At 68.8% G+C, this 14,098-nt stretch carries 14 protein-coding genes; all 14 read right to left on the reverse strand.

Features of this window, described 5'->3' with window-relative positions:
• Nucleotides 1–4: 4 nt before the first annotated feature.
• The 14 genes from GKO32_RS05855 to GKO32_RS05920 all read right to left on the reverse strand — a co-directional run bounded on the left by GKO32_RS05855 (nucleotide 5) and on the right by GKO32_RS05920 (nucleotide 14,068).
• Nucleotides 5–1,162: a carboxylate-amine ligase gene (locus tag GKO32_RS05855; RefSeq protein ID WP_154755759.1), complete on the reverse strand. Its 1,158-nt coding sequence runs from the start codon at nucleotides 1,160–1,162 to the stop codon at nucleotides 5–7.
• Entirely contained in the window at nucleotides 1,081–2,511 is a 1,431-nt protein-coding gene (locus GKO32_RS05860) for an FAD-dependent oxidoreductase (RefSeq protein ID WP_312867546.1), read from the reverse strand. Before GKO32_RS05860 ends, GKO32_RS05855 begins: the two co-directional genes overlap by 82 nt.
• Nucleotides 2,512–2,577: 66 nt before the next feature.
• Nucleotides 2,578–3,207, reverse strand: a complete 630-nt coding sequence (locus tag GKO32_RS05865; protein WP_312867547.1) for a UdgX family uracil-DNA binding protein — start codon at nucleotides 3,205–3,207, stop codon at nucleotides 2,578–2,580.
• Nucleotides 3,182–3,640: an SRPBCC family protein gene (locus GKO32_RS05870; protein ID WP_154755761.1), complete on the reverse strand. Its 459-nt coding sequence runs from the start codon at nucleotides 3,638–3,640 to the stop codon at nucleotides 3,182–3,184. Before GKO32_RS05870 ends, GKO32_RS05865 begins: the two co-directional genes overlap by 26 nt.
• A gap of 18 nt (nucleotides 3,641–3,658) precedes the next feature.
• Complete coding sequence (locus GKO32_RS05875; RefSeq protein WP_154755762.1) at nucleotides 3,659–4,849, reverse strand: zinc-dependent alcohol dehydrogenase; 1,191 nt, start codon at nucleotides 4,847–4,849, stop codon at nucleotides 3,659–3,661.
• A 65-nt stretch (nucleotides 4,850–4,914) separates the two neighbouring features.
• Entirely contained in the window at nucleotides 4,915–5,337 is a 423-nt protein-coding gene (locus tag GKO32_RS05880; RefSeq protein ID WP_208024287.1) for a cold-shock protein, read from the reverse strand.
• 152 nt (nucleotides 5,338–5,489) lie between these two features.
• Entirely contained in the window at nucleotides 5,490–6,602 is a 1,113-nt protein-coding gene (locus tag GKO32_RS05885) for an NDMA-dependent alcohol dehydrogenase (RefSeq protein ID WP_312867548.1), read from the reverse strand.
• Nucleotides 6,603–6,640: 38 nt separating this feature from the next.
• Nucleotides 6,641–7,309, reverse strand: a complete 669-nt coding sequence (gene mftE / locus GKO32_RS05890; RefSeq protein ID WP_154755763.1) for a mycofactocin biosynthesis peptidyl-dipeptidase MftE — start codon at nucleotides 7,307–7,309, stop codon at nucleotides 6,641–6,643.
• The gene (gene mftF / locus GKO32_RS05895; RefSeq protein WP_312867549.1) at nucleotides 7,306–8,604 is read right to left on the reverse strand and encodes a mycofactocin biosynthesis glycosyltransferase MftF; all 1,299 of its coding nucleotides are present in this window, start codon (nucleotides 8,602–8,604) and stop codon (nucleotides 7,306–7,308) included. Before mftF ends, mftE begins: the two co-directional genes overlap by 4 nt.
• Nucleotides 8,605–8,617: 13 nt before the next feature.
• On the reverse strand, nucleotides 8,618–9,445 hold the full coding sequence (locus GKO32_RS05900) for a mycofactocin-associated electron transfer flavoprotein beta subunit (RefSeq protein WP_154755764.1): 828 nt from the start codon (nucleotides 9,443–9,445) through the stop codon (nucleotides 8,618–8,620).
• A 3-nt stretch (nucleotides 9,446–9,448) separates the two neighbouring features.
• Complete coding sequence (locus GKO32_RS05905) at nucleotides 9,449–9,748, reverse strand: ferredoxin family protein (protein WP_154755765.1); 300 nt, start codon at nucleotides 9,746–9,748, stop codon at nucleotides 9,449–9,451.
• Entirely contained in the window at nucleotides 9,745–11,103 is a 1,359-nt protein-coding gene (locus GKO32_RS05910) for an FAD-dependent oxidoreductase (protein WP_154755766.1), read from the reverse strand. Before GKO32_RS05910 ends, GKO32_RS05905 begins: the two co-directional genes overlap by 4 nt.
• The gene (locus tag GKO32_RS05915; RefSeq protein WP_312867550.1) at nucleotides 11,100–12,101 is read right to left on the reverse strand and encodes a mycofactocin-associated electron transfer flavoprotein alpha subunit; all 1,002 of its coding nucleotides are present in this window, start codon (nucleotides 12,099–12,101) and stop codon (nucleotides 11,100–11,102) included. The genes GKO32_RS05910 and GKO32_RS05915 overlap by 4 nt, the downstream gene beginning before the upstream one ends.
• A complete protein-coding gene (locus GKO32_RS05920) occupies nucleotides 12,098–14,068 on the reverse strand; it encodes a mycofactocin system FadH/OYE family oxidoreductase 2 (protein ID WP_154755767.1) in 1,971 nt (656 codons plus the stop codon). Before GKO32_RS05920 ends, GKO32_RS05915 begins: the two co-directional genes overlap by 4 nt.
• Nucleotides 14,069–14,098: the final 30 nt, after the last annotated feature.

Here is a 14,098-nt window from a genome sequence, read left to right on the forward strand (position 1 = left end):
CGGATTACCCGTCGTGGCCGCCGGTAAGCATCGCGACGAGCGCCGGCATCCCGGCCGCGCGGGCACGGCGCTGGCGCGTCGCGCCGGTCCCCGCACTCGTCAGGCGCCGGAGCGACTCGCGGACGAAACCGAGATCCCCGGTGTCTTCCAAGGCCGGCCGTACATATGCGAGCAGGTTCGCCACGGTCTGCCCCGCCGGAACCTGTTTCGCCGCAACGGGATCCACCCCGACACCGTCGATGCCGTCCCGCGCCGCCGCCCAGACCGCCGCTGCCGCGATCTGGCCGGATACCGGGACGAGCGCCGTGCCGCGCTCGATGTCGGCCAAAGCCCGGCGCACCAGCGCACGGCTGAGCACCGCCTGCAGCACCGCTTCGTCGACGGTCAGCGCGGTGTCCGCGACACGGAATTCGATGGTGGGCAACCGTGCCGACGGCCGGGCCAGCCAGAACGACATCGCCGGATCGATCAGTACGCCGCAATCGACGAGGCGCGCGACCTCGGCTTCATAGCCGGCGAACCCGTCGAACGGCGGCGGCACACCCGCCCCGGGAAACCGGGATTGCAGCACCATCCGCCAGCTGCCGTAGCCGGTGTCACGGCCGCGGTCGAACGGCGAATTCACCGACAGCGTAAGCAAAGCTGGCAGCCACGGCCGCACCCGGTTGAGCACCTGAACCGCGAGTTCCTTGCCCGGCACGCCGACGTGCACGTGAGTGCCGCAGGCCTCGTAGTCGGCGACCAGGCCGCGATAGCCGGCGTCGATGCGGCCGAACCGGCCCTCGTTGTCGCGCGGCGGGAGCGGCCCGGAACAGAGAGGCGTCCCCGATGCGGCGATAACCGTGCCGTGCCGCGCGGCGGCGTCACGCAGGATTTGCCTGCCCCGCACGACTTGCGCCCGCAGGCGCGCCGCATCGGTGCAGATTCCGGTCGCCGCCTCCACCTGGGTGGGGCGCAGTTCGCGGTGCAGCGCGGCGCCGTCCGGGAGTGGCGCGAGCCCATCGAGCACCTCGGACGCGCGGGATACGGTCGCTCCCGTCCCCGGATCGAGCAGGAGGAATTCCTCCTCGACGCCGATGGTCAGTCCGGAAGCGGGGGCAGCGGCTTCGTCGCCGGGCCTTCGATCACCGAACCGTCCGTACCGAAGCGGGAACCGTGACATGGGCAGTCCCAGGTTTTCTCGGCGTTGTTGAAGGCGACGAGGCAACCGAGGTGAGTACAGCGCGCGTTCACCGTCCGCACCGTGCCGTCCGCGGTCCGGTACGAGGCGGCGAACTGCGCCCCGCGCCGGGACACGACGCCCTCGCCGGTGCCCGGCGCGGCGGATGCCCGGACATGGTCGCCCACCAGATGTTTTGCCACCGGCGCATTGGTCTTGGCCAATCCGATGGCGGACCGAACGTCAAAGCGGTTCGGGTCGTACAGCCGCGCGTACACGCTGCCTTCACCGCGAATCTCCTTGTCCAGCAGCAAACCCGCGGCCGTGCCACCGGTCATCCCCCATTGCCCGAACCCGGTCGCCACCCACAGCTGTTTCGCCCACGGCACATAGTGGCCAACATAGGGCACACCGTCCAAAGTAGACATATCATGGGCGGACCAGCGGTGGGTCACCTCGGTCACGCCGAACTTACCGGCGGCGCGGGCGAGTTCGAGGTAGCGGGATTCGACGTCGAGGTGCTCGCCGGTCCGGTAATGCTCGCCGCCGACGATGACGATCCCGTTGTGGCCGCGTAACGACCGGTGTGTCTCCGCCTCGAGGTACATCCCCGGCGGGCTCTCACCCGGACCCGCCACCACGAGATCGCGGGTCGGTTCGAGCCGGGCGAAGTACAAACCACGGTCGAGAATCGGGTAGTGCGTGGCGATCACGACATCCCCCGCCCGCACCGTCGTACCGCGCACGTGCACGGTCGGCACCGGCCGTTCGTCCACCCGTTCCACCCTGGCCTGCTCCAGGATGACGCCGCCGAGCCGTTCGATCGCGGAAGCCAAGCCCAGTAACCACTTGCGCGGATGGAACTGCGCCTGGTCACTGACCCGCACCGCGCCCGCGACCGGGAACGGCAGGGTGGTCTCTTTGACGAAGCTCGCGGGTAACCCGGCCTCGCGGGCGGCCTCGGCCTCACGTTTGAGCTTGCCGGCGTGGCCGCGCGTGTAGACGAAACTGTCCTGGCGCGAGAAGTCGCAGTCGATGTTCAGCTCCGCCGCCGTGCGCGCGATCCATTCGAGCGCCCCGAGCTGGCTGGCCGCGTACTGGGCGGCGGCCTCGGCGCCGTTCCGGTCGGTCAAGTAACGGTATTTGACGGCATGCTGTGCGGTGACCTTCGCGGTCGTATGGCCGGAAACGCCGCCGGCGACCTCCCCCGCTTCCAGCACGACGACCGAGCGGCCCGCGTCCGCGAGCGCGTAGGCGGTGGTCAGCCCGGCGATACCGGCGCCGATGACGGCCACGTCGGCTTCGGTGGGCAACGGCTGGTCAGCGCGTGACGGGGCGGTCGCGGTGTCCACCCACAGAGATCGTGGCGGCGGTAGCTGCATGTCTTGGGGGATGCCCCCGGGGCGCCGCGCGAAACGTCACCGTGCCGCGGCGAGATCCTCCACCAGCGCGGCGTAAGCGCTGTCGCGATCGGGTGCGCGGAGCACGGCCGACGGGTGCACAGTGGACAGTACGTGTGCCGGATGCCCGTCGAATTCGGCCGGTGCCTCGACCACCTTCCCCCGGTGGGCGGTGATCCGGAACGAGGGCCCCATCAGCGCCGAAGCGGCGGTCGCACCCAGCAGCACCACCAGTCGCGGCCGGACGGCTCGCAACTCGGCCACGAGCCAGGGCCGGCATGCCACGATCTGGCCGCGCGAAGGCTTCTGGTGAATCCGGCGTTTCCCGCGCTCGGTGAACCGGAAATGCTTCACCGCGTTCGTCACGTACACCTGCCCGCGGTCGATACCCGCTTCGACGAGCGCATGGTCCAGTAGCCGCCCGGCCGGGCCGACAAACGGTTCGCCGTCGATGTCCTCCCGGTCGCCGGGCTGCTCTCCCAGCATGACGATCTTCGCCCGCTTCGGTCCCGCACCGAACACCGTCTGCGTGGCGTCCCGGTAGAGGTCGCATCCGCGACATCCCCGGGACGCCTCGCCGAGCCGGTCCAGATCGGTGCTGTCCGGAACGAACTCCGACGCGTCAGCCCGGCCGGTTGACGTCACCACGCCAGCTACCGGTTTCCATGCCGCGGTGCTCGATGAATTCCTTGAAGCGCTTCATATCGCCCTTGACACGACGGTCGAGCAGACCGAGCTTGTCCGCGACGTTCTCCACGACGCCTTCCGGATCCAGATCCATCTGCGCGGTCACGCGGGTCGTCGAATCGTCGAGGCGGTGGAATGTGATGACGCCGGCGTGGTTGGGCCCGCTGTCCGAACGCCATGCCACGCGTTCGTCCGGGTGCTGCTCGGTGATGGTGGCGTCGAATTCCCTCGTGGTGCCGGCGACCTGGGTCACCCAGTGCAGGTGCGTGTTGTCCAGTTGCCGGACCTGTTCGACACCTTCCATGAACTCCGGGAAGGACTCGAACTGGGTCCACTGGTTGTAGGCCGTGGTCACCGGGACGTTCACGTCGACGGTTTCGGTAATCGTGCTCATGGTGCTCCTTTCCGTTTCTCAGCGGGACGGGCGCAGCAGAACCTTGATCGCACCGTCCCGCTTCTCCTGGAACATCCGGTACGCCTCAGGCGCCTGGTCGAGCGGCAGGTGATGGGTGGCAAGGCCTTCCACGCCCAGCGGGTCGGCCTCGTCGCTGACCAGCGGCAGCACGTCGTCCATCCAGTGCCGCACGTTCGCCTGCCCCATCCGCAACTGGATCTGCTTGTCGAACAACTCGAACATCGGCAGCGGATCGGCCATCCCGCCGTAGACGCCGCTGAGCGAAATGGTGCCGCCGCGGCGAACGGTGCGGATGGCGGCGTGCAGCACGCTCAACCGGTCCATACCAGCTGTCTCGATCACTTTCGCGGCAACGGGTTTCGGCAGCAGACCCGACATCTGCTGGGCGAGCTTGCCGACGGGGGCACCGTGCGCCTCCATCCCGACCGCGTCGATCACCGAGTCGGCACCGCGCCCGGAGGTCAGATCCCCGACGACGCCGGGAATGTCCTTGTGGTGCCGGATATTGAACGTCGTGGCGCCGTGCCGGGCGGCCACCTCCAGGCGTTCCGGCACCAGATCGACCCCGATGACGAGTTCGGCGCCACGGTGCCGCGCGATGCGGCAGCACATCTGCCCGATCGGGCCCAGCCCGAACACCACCACGCTGCCACCCGGTGGGATCGCCGCATATTCGACAGCCTGCCACGCGGTGGGCACCACGTCGGACAGGTAGACGTACCGGTCGTCCGGCGGGCCGTCCGGCACCTTCACCGGGCCGTACTGGGCCTGGGGAACACGCAGATATTCGGCCTGCCCGCCCGGCACCTGCCCGTAGAGCTTGGTGTACCCGAACAACGCGGCACCCTTGCCGTATTCGGTGACCTGCGTCGTCTCGCACTGCGACTGCAACCCGGAAGTACACATGACACAGTGCCCGCACGAGATGTTGAACGGCACCACGACGCGGTCACCGCGCGCGAGGTTGCGGACTTCGGAGCCGACCTCTTCGACCACACCCATCGGTTCGTGCCCGAGGATGTCGCCCTCACCGAGAAACGGCCCCAGCACCTCGTACAGGTGCAGGTCCGATCCGCAGATGCCCGTGGACGTGATGCGCACGATGGCGTCTGTGGGTTCCTCGATCCGGGGATCGGGCACGGTGTCCACCCGGACATCGCGTTTTCCGTGCCACGCAACCGCTTTCATGCGCTGGTCCTCCCGTCGGCCTGCTGCGTCCGGGAAAGGGGTATCCAGGCTGGAGCGGGGTGAAACTACGCGTCGAGCCAGCCGTGCTGGTTGGCCAGATCGAGCACGGTCCGCCGCACGCGCAGCAACTGCTCGGCGGTCAGCGTCGGCACCCCGGTCAGCAGCGCCTCGGTGAGCTCCTCGCGGAAGTCAAGGCCGGCCGGCAGATAATCGTCGTCGTTACCGGACCGCGCGTTGCGCACCACGCGCACATTGGACGCCTTCGGCCCGCGCTCGCCATCCTCCAAAGTGAACTCGACGACCGTGCCCGGCGCGATCAGCCGCTTGTCCACATCGAGATCGTTGACGTGGACGAAGACGTCCTCGCCGCCGTCATCCGGCGCTACGAACCCGTACCCGCGCATTTCGTCGAACCGAACGACTTTACCCGTGACCACCAGTGAACCCCACAATGAATCGGGGGCCGGCAGCGCGGCCCCACGCGACATCGCGACAAGGTACCGCCTGGAAGGCTCCGGGCACAAACCACGGGTGTGTCCCGGCCTCGGCGCGGCCGGAAGGCGGCGCCGAGGCCGAACGTGCAACTCGCGCGCATGGAAAGCGCAACTCGCGCGCACGGAACGTTCAACTCGCGCAGGGGTCAGGCGGCGTGCAGCAGTACTCCGCGGATGTTCTTACCGTCGCGCAGATCCTGGTAGCCCTCGTTGACCTCGTCCAGCGTGTAGCGGCGGGTGACCAGTTCGTCGAGCTTGATCGCACCGGCTTCGTACAGCCGCAGCAGGCGGACGATGTCGTACTGCGGGTTGGCCGAGCCGAACAGCGTGCCCTTGATCGTCTTCTCGAACAGGGTCAGCACTCCACCGGACACGTGCACGGTGAGTTTCTCCGGGTTGGCCAGGCCGGTGATGACGACCGTGCCGCCCTTGCCGATCGCGTTGAACGCCGCGCTGACGATGTCCTCGTCGACCGTGCCGACCGTGATCAGCGCCTGGTCGGCCAGCTGGCCCCGGGTCAGCTCAACGAGCTTGGCGAACGCTTCGTCGGCGCTGGCGAACGCATGGGTCGCGCCCAGTTTCAACGCGGTCTCGCGCTTGAGCTCCACCGGATCGACCACCACGATGTTCAGCGCACCGGCATGCGCGGCACCCTGGACCGCGTTGATGCCGATCCCGCCGATGCCGTAGATCACGACCGTGTCGCCCGCGCGGACCCCGCCCGCGTAGTTGGCCGTTCCCCAGCCCGTCGGCACGCCACAGCCGACCAGCACCGCGGTCTCCAGGGGCAGCCAGTCGTCGACCTTGACGACCGAGTACTGGGAAATGGTGGCGCGCTCGGCGAACGTGCCGAGCATGCACATCGCGCCGTAGTCGGTGCCGCCGCGGTGGAACCGGAAGCTGCCGTCCGGCAGGTTCCCCTGCAGGATGGTGGCGCCCATGTCACACAGGTTCGACCGGCCGGTCGCGCAGTAGCGGCACGTCCCGCAGTTGGGGATGAAGCTGCACACCACGTGGTCACCGGGCTTGACCTTGGTGACGCCGGGGCCGACCTCCTCGATGATTCCGGCGCCCTCGTGGCCGCCGATGATGGGGAACCGCGGCACGAGATCGTTGTCGATCAGGTGCAGGTCCGAGTGGCAGAGCCCGGCGGCGGTGTACTTGATCATCACCTCGCCGTCGCGCGGGCCGTCGAGTTCGAGCTCCTCGATCTCGAACGGCTTATGTGCATCGTGCAAAACAGCGGCTTTGGTCTTCACGACGCGTTCACCCCTTTGTGAGGTCGCAGTAAGGACCGTTACAGCATGACATCCGAAGCAAGCGCGGCGACAGAGTCAAGTAGACTTTTCGCCCACCGGGTGAGGATGGCTTCGCCCGCCTCGGCGGTCGCGCCGCGTGGGTCGCCGAGCACCCCGTTGGGGCTGACCGCGCGAATTCCGCCCTCCCGCAAGGAATCGATCAACACCGGCATGGGCGTGGCGTTCCCCGGCTCCAGCCGGTCGAGCCGCACGGCGTCCGGCCGCAGCGCGAGCATCACCGACGTCTCGGTGTGCCCGGCGTGGCTGTCGTCGCTTCGCCCGCTCGGCAACCAGGCCCGTACTTTCCTTCCCTCGTAACGAAGTTTCGCGACCGCGCGGCGCAGCGGCTCGACGTTGCCCCCGTGCGCGCAGACCAGGAGCACTCCGGCGAAGGCGTCCGCCGAACGCACCAGCTCGACCAGAACCGTTTCGGTCGCTTCCTGGCCGATCGACAGCGTGCCGGGGAAACCGGCGTGCTCGCCGCTGGACCCGTACGGCAGTGCGGGCGCCACCACAACGTCTTCCCGTTTCCTCGCCACGGTTTCACACAACGCGACGGCGATCTCGGTGTCCACAGTGTACGGAAGATGTGGACCGTGCTGCTCGGTGGCGCCGAGGGGAACCACGAGCAGCCGCGGTGTCAGTTCGGTCCACGTACGGTCTTTCATTTCCTGGGCCAGTTTGTGAAATCCGGGATGAGCGGCGTGACCGTGCGTTCTTTCCAGCAGCCGTACCAAACTCCGGCGCCATAGCTGAGATCGTCAGCCGTTCTCGCCAGCACCCAGCGGACGGGATCGAGGCCCGGTCGGGTTTCCGCCCACTCCTTGAGGTGACGCGAGAAGGCGAACGCGAGGACCGTCCGACCCCGGGCGGCGAGCACCGGCACGGCCACCGGTCCCCAGGTCCGGGTGAGTGCCTCGGCGAAGTACCGGCCCGCACCGAGGTGACCACGCAGGGCGATGAGCAGCGATTCCCGCACCGGGACGCCCAACGGCGCGAGCTTGCGTGGCAGGAGGGCGGCCGTGCCGAAGGCGACGGCCGCCCCGAGGCCGGGGCGGCGCGCGGCGATGAGACCCCACGCGAGCGCCGTCCACCCGGAAACCCGCACGGGAGCGATGGCTTTGTGGCCGTGCCTCTTCGCGAGCGGCGCCGCGGAGGTGCCGTAGTCGAACCGCTGCTTCGCCCACGCACGCCAGGTTTTCCGCGGGGTGTGCAACACTTCGGACTTCGGCTCGTAACGCACGCGACCGTCCAGCCGCCAGACGAAATCGACGTCCTCCCCGAAACGCAGCCGCTCGTCGAAACCGCCGGCTGCCTTCGCCGCCGCCGTGCGCACGACGAGTGCGGCCGTCGGGAGGTAGGTCACCCGGCGCCCCGGCCCGACCGGTGCCGGAGCCGCGCCGAGGTCCAAAGCGGACCGTTGCCGCTCGTACTTCTCGAGCGCGGAACTTCCTGGCGTGCTGCGAATTCTCGGGGCGACGGCGACGACAGCCGGGTCCTCGAAATGCGGCAGGATCGCGTCGAGCCAGCCGGGCCGCGGTTCGGTGTCGGCATCGAGGAACGCGGTGAGTTCCGTCGTGACGTACGCGAGTCCCGTGTTACGCGCGGCGGCCGGGCCGCGTGCCACCGGATGTCGTTGGGTCGCAACGGGAATCGGCGCCTGGGACCCGTCGTCGATCACCACGTCGGCAGCCGGCAACGTCGCGGGGTCGCGCGCGGGCACGACGATCGTCACGTCCGCGCGCGTGAGGCCGGCCTTGCGGTGCTCGGGATGGGCGATACCCGCATCGACGAGCCGGTCGGCGAGTTTCCGTTGCTGGGGCAGGTCCGACACCTCTGCGCCGTCGCGCCACTGCCGGACCAGGAGCGCCCCGGCCTTCGACAACCGCAGAACCCGCAGTGGCGCACCGCCGATCAGCACCTGACCGAGGATGCGTGTACCCGGATCGATGCGGAGCTTCACGCGCGGAACCCGTTCACGGCGCGTACCCGTGCCGGCGCAGGTAGTCCAGCAGCTCCCGCGCCGCTTCTTCGGCTGTCGCCGGATGCAGGACCTGGGGCGGGGTCCGCTCGACGAGCGCGCCGGTGAGTGCGAGCATCCGTTGGTGTGGCTCGTTTCCGGTGGGCGCGGGCAGCGCGCGCGGCCGGGGCCGGTAGGCAGTCACCGCGCCCGCCCGCAGGTACCGCAACGAGCCGGCCTGCGCGACCGGGATTTCCGCCGTGCGGGCCGCGATGGTGGCGGGCAGCGACGCACGCCGCAACACCGTGCCCGCCGCCTCGACCGAGCACACCGCCGGCGCGCCGAACATCAGTCTTTCCCGTCTCCCGCCGTCGAGTCGGCGCACCGCGTGCAGCGCACCGTCGATCGCTTGGAGTTCGATGAGGCCGAGTGCTTGGCACGCACCGAGCCGCTGCGCCAGGAATGCCGGTGTGGCACCGGTTCCGCGGTCGGTCGAGTGGTCCCCGCAGACGATGACATCCGGTCGTTCCGGCAGGCCGTCCAGCAGCAGCCGTGCGGTTTCGCTGCCGTCCTCGGTGACGGGCTCGGCCGGACCGTCGATGCGAAGCACTTCGTCCGCACCCACAGAAAGCGCTTCCCGAAGCATCTCCCCGGCCTCGACGGGTCCGACCGTCACGGCCATGCAGCGCCCGCCGAACGCTTCGGCGATGCGCAGCGCGTGTTCCAGGGCGGCCTGGTCGGCGGCGTTCGCCCCGCTGGTGCGCGCGTCCGTGCGCACCAGCCCGGTGAGCGGATCGACGGCGGCACGCTGATCACTGAACCGCAGGGCGGCCACGATCAACATCGGCTATCCCTTCCGGAACACGACGCCGTGGCCCCCGTCCGGGTAGCTCCAGCTGATCGCGCCCTCACCGTTACAGACCTGGTAACAGGTGCCGCATTCGAAGCACTGCTCGTAGTTGAACAGGATGCCGCCGTCACTGGTCGGCACGAACAGATCCGCCGGGCAGGCGTGCACACACGCCTTCGTGGTGCACGAACGGCAGACGTCGGCGTCCACGGTGATGTGCGCGCGCTGCGCGACACGAAACTCCACTGTGGACATGACATCGTCGAAGGCCGGTTCCTGATAGCGCTTTCCGGTCATCGCAGTCCTCGCATCCCGGTCCAGCCGTCGCGCAGCAGCTCACGCCAGCGTACTCCGTTTTCCTTCATCGATCTCCGCAACAGCTTGCGCAGACCGGGTTTCGGCGCCGGATTGTCCACCTGGAACATTCCCTGCACGAGATCGCACACCAGCGCCGGGTACTGTTGCTGCGTCCGGTCCGACAGCACCAGACCAGGGAACTTCCGCAGTTTCCGGTGATCGGCCAGCACGAACGACTTCTCCAGCATCGTCCGGTAGCCGGCGAGGCCGCGCCGGGACACGTCACCGGAGGCCACCGCCGCCGCGGCCGCACGCCCGGCGTACATCCCGGCGCCGATCGCGAAGTTCACGCCCTCCAGCCAGATCCCGGCCGCGAGGCACATCGCCGCCGCGTCCCCGGCGACCAGCATCCCGTCGCCGATCAGCTCGGGCATCGCGTCGTAGCCGCCTTCGGGGATCAGGTGCGCGGAGTATTCGATCTGCTCGCCGCCCCTGATCAGCGGCGCGATGGCGGGATGCCGTTTGAGCTCGGCGACGAGTTCCTCCGGCCTGGTCTTCGCCTTGCTGACGCCGGTGAGCGCGAGTACGACGCCGATGCTCACCGAATCCAGGTTGGTGTAAAGGAAACCGCCGCCCGGAATGCCCCTGGTGCAGCCGAGCATCTCGATGTCCACCCCGTCGCGGCCGGTGATCGCGAACCGCTCCTCGATGACGTGCCTCGGCAGCGCCAGGGTTTGCTTGACGCCCAGCGTCAGGTGCTCGGCTTGATGCTCGGTCTGGTACAGGCCGGCTTCTTTGGCCAGGAAGGAGTTCACCCCGTCGCACGCGATCACCACACTTGCCGTGAGATCCCCGTCGGGCCGGTCGGTGCGCACCCCGACGATGGTTCCGGTGCGATCCTGCAGCAGGTTCGTGACCACAGTGGACGGAATGAGGACCGCACCCGCCGCGACAGCTTGCTCGGCGAGCCAGGAGTCGAGGTCGGCCCGGTACGCGGTGGCGCCGTTGTACGGGGCACGGCCCCAGTCCTGCGTGCGGAAATCCACGGTGAGCGCCTGGGTCGGGGTCATCACCATCGTCGAGCGGCGGGTGACCCAGCGCTGCACCGGCATGTGCTCCCACCAGTCAGGCACGAGCTCGTCCAGGATGCGGCCGTAAACCACGCCACCGTAGACATTTTTCGCGCCCGGGAACGGTCCGCGTTCGATCAGCGCGACAGAACGCCCCGCTCGCGCGGCTTCGAGCGCGGCCGCCGAGCCGGCCGGCCCGGCACCGACCACGATGATGTCGAAGGTCTTTGCCGGCTCATCGAAGACAACACCCGCCGACGTACTGGCGGGGCCCGCGTAGGTCATCGCACCTCCAGCATCCGGGCCAGCTCGGCGAGCACGGCAGGCGCGTCGGCGACGATGCCCAGGTCGGCCATTGCCGTCATCGGGCAGGACTCGTCGAGGTTGACGCTGACGACCTGCGCCGGGTCACCGAGCCCGCCGACGTGTTGCGCCGCACCGGAAACACCGAACGCGACGTACAGCTCGGGATGGACCACGACGCCGGTGGTGCCGATCTGCCGCTGGTAGCCCGTCCAGCCCGCGTCGGTCACCACCCTCGTCGCGCCGAGTGCGGCCCCCATGGCGTTCCCCACCTTTTCCAGTAATGCCACGGATTCCGGGTTGCCGAGCCCGGCTCCGGCGCCGAAAATCCTCGGTGCTTCGGCCAGATCGACCGTGCCGGGTTCGGGGTCGAGCACCTCGATCACGGTCACGTCCGGCGCTTCGGCGTGGGGCAGCTCGATCGCGTACAGCACGGTTTCAGACGCGGGCGCACTTCCGCGCACGCCGGGCTGCAACGTCGCCACGAACGGCCCGTCCGCGATGAGGTCGGCGCACACCCGGTCGCCCCAGCGAGCGACTTCCGCGCCGTGGGCGGTCACCCGGATCGCGCCCGCCAGCAGCGGCCTGCCAAGTTCCGCGGCCAGCCGTGGCGCCAGATCCCGGCCGTCGGCCGATGCGGGCAGCAAAATCCGTTCCGCGTTACCAATCCGACCGAAAGTAGGCGGATACGCATCCGCAGCCGACCTGTTCGTACAAACCGTTTCCGCCGTGGCTGTAGTCGGATTGGTAACGAACGGCGGCACAGTAAGGGTCTTCGCCAGCTGGCGGGCCCAACGGCCCGGTGCGAACGTGCCGTTCTCGGCGAGGGCGCCGGTGCACAGCGAGGGCAACTCGGCCGCTGCCTCCTTCACGCCGGTGCCGACGAGCAGCGCCGCGCCCCCCGCCTCGGCAACGGTTTCGTCCGCGCCGAGCGGCAGTACGCCGTCACGGACGACGATCACCGCGAGCAGGTCGTTCACAGTGCCACCCCCACCCGGTGGCCCTCGATGACGGCGGCGTGCGCGCGGCGCGGGGTCACGCAGTCACCGGCGCGGTGCACCGGGAACGGCGCGTCCTTCAGCTCTTGCCACAGCTGGTCTTCCGGTTGCTGGTGCGTCGCACACACCACCCAGTCACAGCCGAGCTCGCGGGTCACGCCGGTGGTGTGGGTCAGTACCCGCAACACGATCCGTCCGTCCACTTCGGACGCGGCGAGGATCACTTCGTCGGTGTGCTGCCGGATGCCCTTGGCGTGCGCACGGACGTTGAACGTCTCCATGTCGAGCGTCACGCCGAGATCCTGGCCGACCACCATGCCGGAGGTGCTGATCCGCACCGAACAACCACGGTCGGCGAGCAGCTCAGCGGTCGAGGTCGCCTGGTGGAAACCGAGATCGTCGAGGACGACGACCTCGCCCTCCGGTGCCGCGCGACCTTCCAGTACGTCCCGCACGTCCACGACACGGGCCAGATCGCCTGCCCAGTAAGGTTTCTGCGGCTTGGCGCCGGTCGCGAGCACGACGGTGTCCGGTGACTCCGAACGCAGCAGTTCGGCCGAAACTTCCGCGCCGGTCTTGATGTCGACGCCGTACCGCTGACACTCGGCGAGCAGATTCCTGACCACATCGAGGAATTCCGCGCGGCTCGGGATACTCGCGGCGACCGCGGCCTGGCCGCCGGTGGTGTCGTTGCGCTCGAACAGCGTCACGTGGTGGCCGCGCTGCGCGGCCGTGGAGGCGGCCTGTAGCCCGGCCGGGCCACCGCCCACGACGAAGACGCGTTTCGGCCGCGGTCCCGGCGGCGACAACGGCACTAGCAGCGGCACGCTTTCCTTGCCGGTGCGCGGGTTTTCGATGCAACCCAGCCACCGGTTCAGCCCCATCCGGCCGACGCATTCCTGGTTGCAGGACAGGCAGGTCCGGATCTCCGTCGAGTGTCCGGCACGGGCCTTGGCGGCGAAGTCGGCGTCCGCGATCTGGCCACGGACGACGCCGACCAGATCGCAATGTCCTTCGGCCAGCGCACGTTCGGCCTGCACCGGGTCCTTGATCCGGCCGACGCCGATCACCGGGAGCCGTACCGCTTCGCGAATGGCGTTGGCGATGAACAACGCGTAGCCCGGAGGGATCGCCATCGACGCCTCGATCATGTACAGCGTCGAGGTGGCCACGCCGATCGAAGTGTTGATGTAGTCGACTTTTCCCGTCGCCTCAACGAGTTTCGCGACCTCGACCGCTTCGTCGATCGTGGTGCCGCCTTCGATCAGCTCGTCACCGCACAACCGCACGCCCAGCGCGCGGTCTCCTCCGATGGCCTCGCGAACGGCGTCGATGATCTCCAGCAGAATGCGCGCCCGGTTGGGCAGCGAGCCACCGTAGGAGTCGGTGCGCTTGTTCGTGGCGGGGGAAAGGAAACCGCGGACGATCGACGAATGCGAACACTGGAGCTCGACCCCATCGAACCCGCCTTCGGCGCAGTGCCCGGCGACCGTGCCGTAGCCCGCGACCACTTCGGCGATCTCGCGATGGTCGATCGCTTTGGGCACCTCGCGGAACATCGGGTCGGGCACCGGCGACGGCGCCCACACCGGCAGCCGTGAGTACATTGAGGACGTTTGACCACCGTTGTGGTTGAGCTGCGCGAAAATCGGGGTGTCGTGCGCATGCACGGCTTCGGTGATGCGACGGTAGCCGGGGATCACCTCACGGTGAAAACCGTGGATGAGCTTCTCGTACGGCCAGTCCGTCTCATGCGTCGAGTGCTCCTCGGTGATGATCAGCCCCGCGCCGCCGGCCGCGCGCGCCGCGTAGTACTCGGCATGTTGCTCGCTGGGCAACCCGTTCTGCGCGTAGTTCGTCAGATGCGCGGAGAACACGATCCGGTTGCGCACCACGACCGGCCCGACCCGCAGCGGCGAGAACAGGTACCGGTAACGTCCGCCACTCATACCAGTTCCCTTTCCCGCACTGCATTGTCG

Origin of the sequence: Amycolatopsis pithecellobii (assembly GCF_009707865.1) — a bacterium.
Classification (GTDB): domain Bacteria; phylum Actinomycetota; class Actinomycetes; order Mycobacteriales; family Pseudonocardiaceae; genus Amycolatopsis_E; species Amycolatopsis_E pithecellobii.

Bases quoted from the DNA above. Each gene is read 5' to 3' on its own strand.
- GKO32_RS05855 (WP_154755759.1), bottom strand. From the start codon at position 1,162: ATGTCACGGTTCCCGCTTCGGTACGGACGGTTCGGTGATCGAAGGCCC.
- GKO32_RS05870 (WP_154755761.1), bottom strand. From the start codon at position 3,640: ATGAGCACGATTACCGAAACCGTCGACGTGAACGTCCCGGTGACCACG.
- GKO32_RS05875 (WP_154755762.1), bottom strand. From the start codon at position 4,849: ATGAAAGCGGTTGCGTGGCACGGAAAACGCGATGTCCGGGTGGACACC.
- GKO32_RS05880 (WP_208024287.1), bottom strand. From the start codon at position 5,337: ATGTCGCGTGGGGCCGCGCTGCCGGCCCCCGATTCATTGTGGGGTTCA.
- mftE (WP_154755763.1), bottom strand. From the start codon at position 7,309: ATGAAAGACCGTACGTGGACCGAACTGACACCGCGGCTGCTCGTGGTT.
- GKO32_RS05900 (WP_154755764.1), bottom strand. From the start codon at position 9,445: ATGTTGATCGTGGCCGCCCTGCGGTTCAGTGATCAGCGTGCCGCCGTC.
- GKO32_RS05905 (WP_154755765.1), bottom strand. From the start codon at position 9,748: ATGACCGGAAAGCGCTATCAGGAACCGGCCTTCGACGATGTCATGTCC.
- GKO32_RS05910 (WP_154755766.1), bottom strand. From the start codon at position 11,103: ATGACCTACGCGGGCCCCGCCAGTACGTCGGCGGGTGTTGTCTTCGAT.
- GKO32_RS05920 (WP_154755767.1), bottom strand. From the start codon at position 14,068: ATGAGTGGCGGACGTTACCGGTACCTGTTCTCGCCGCTGCGGGTCGGG.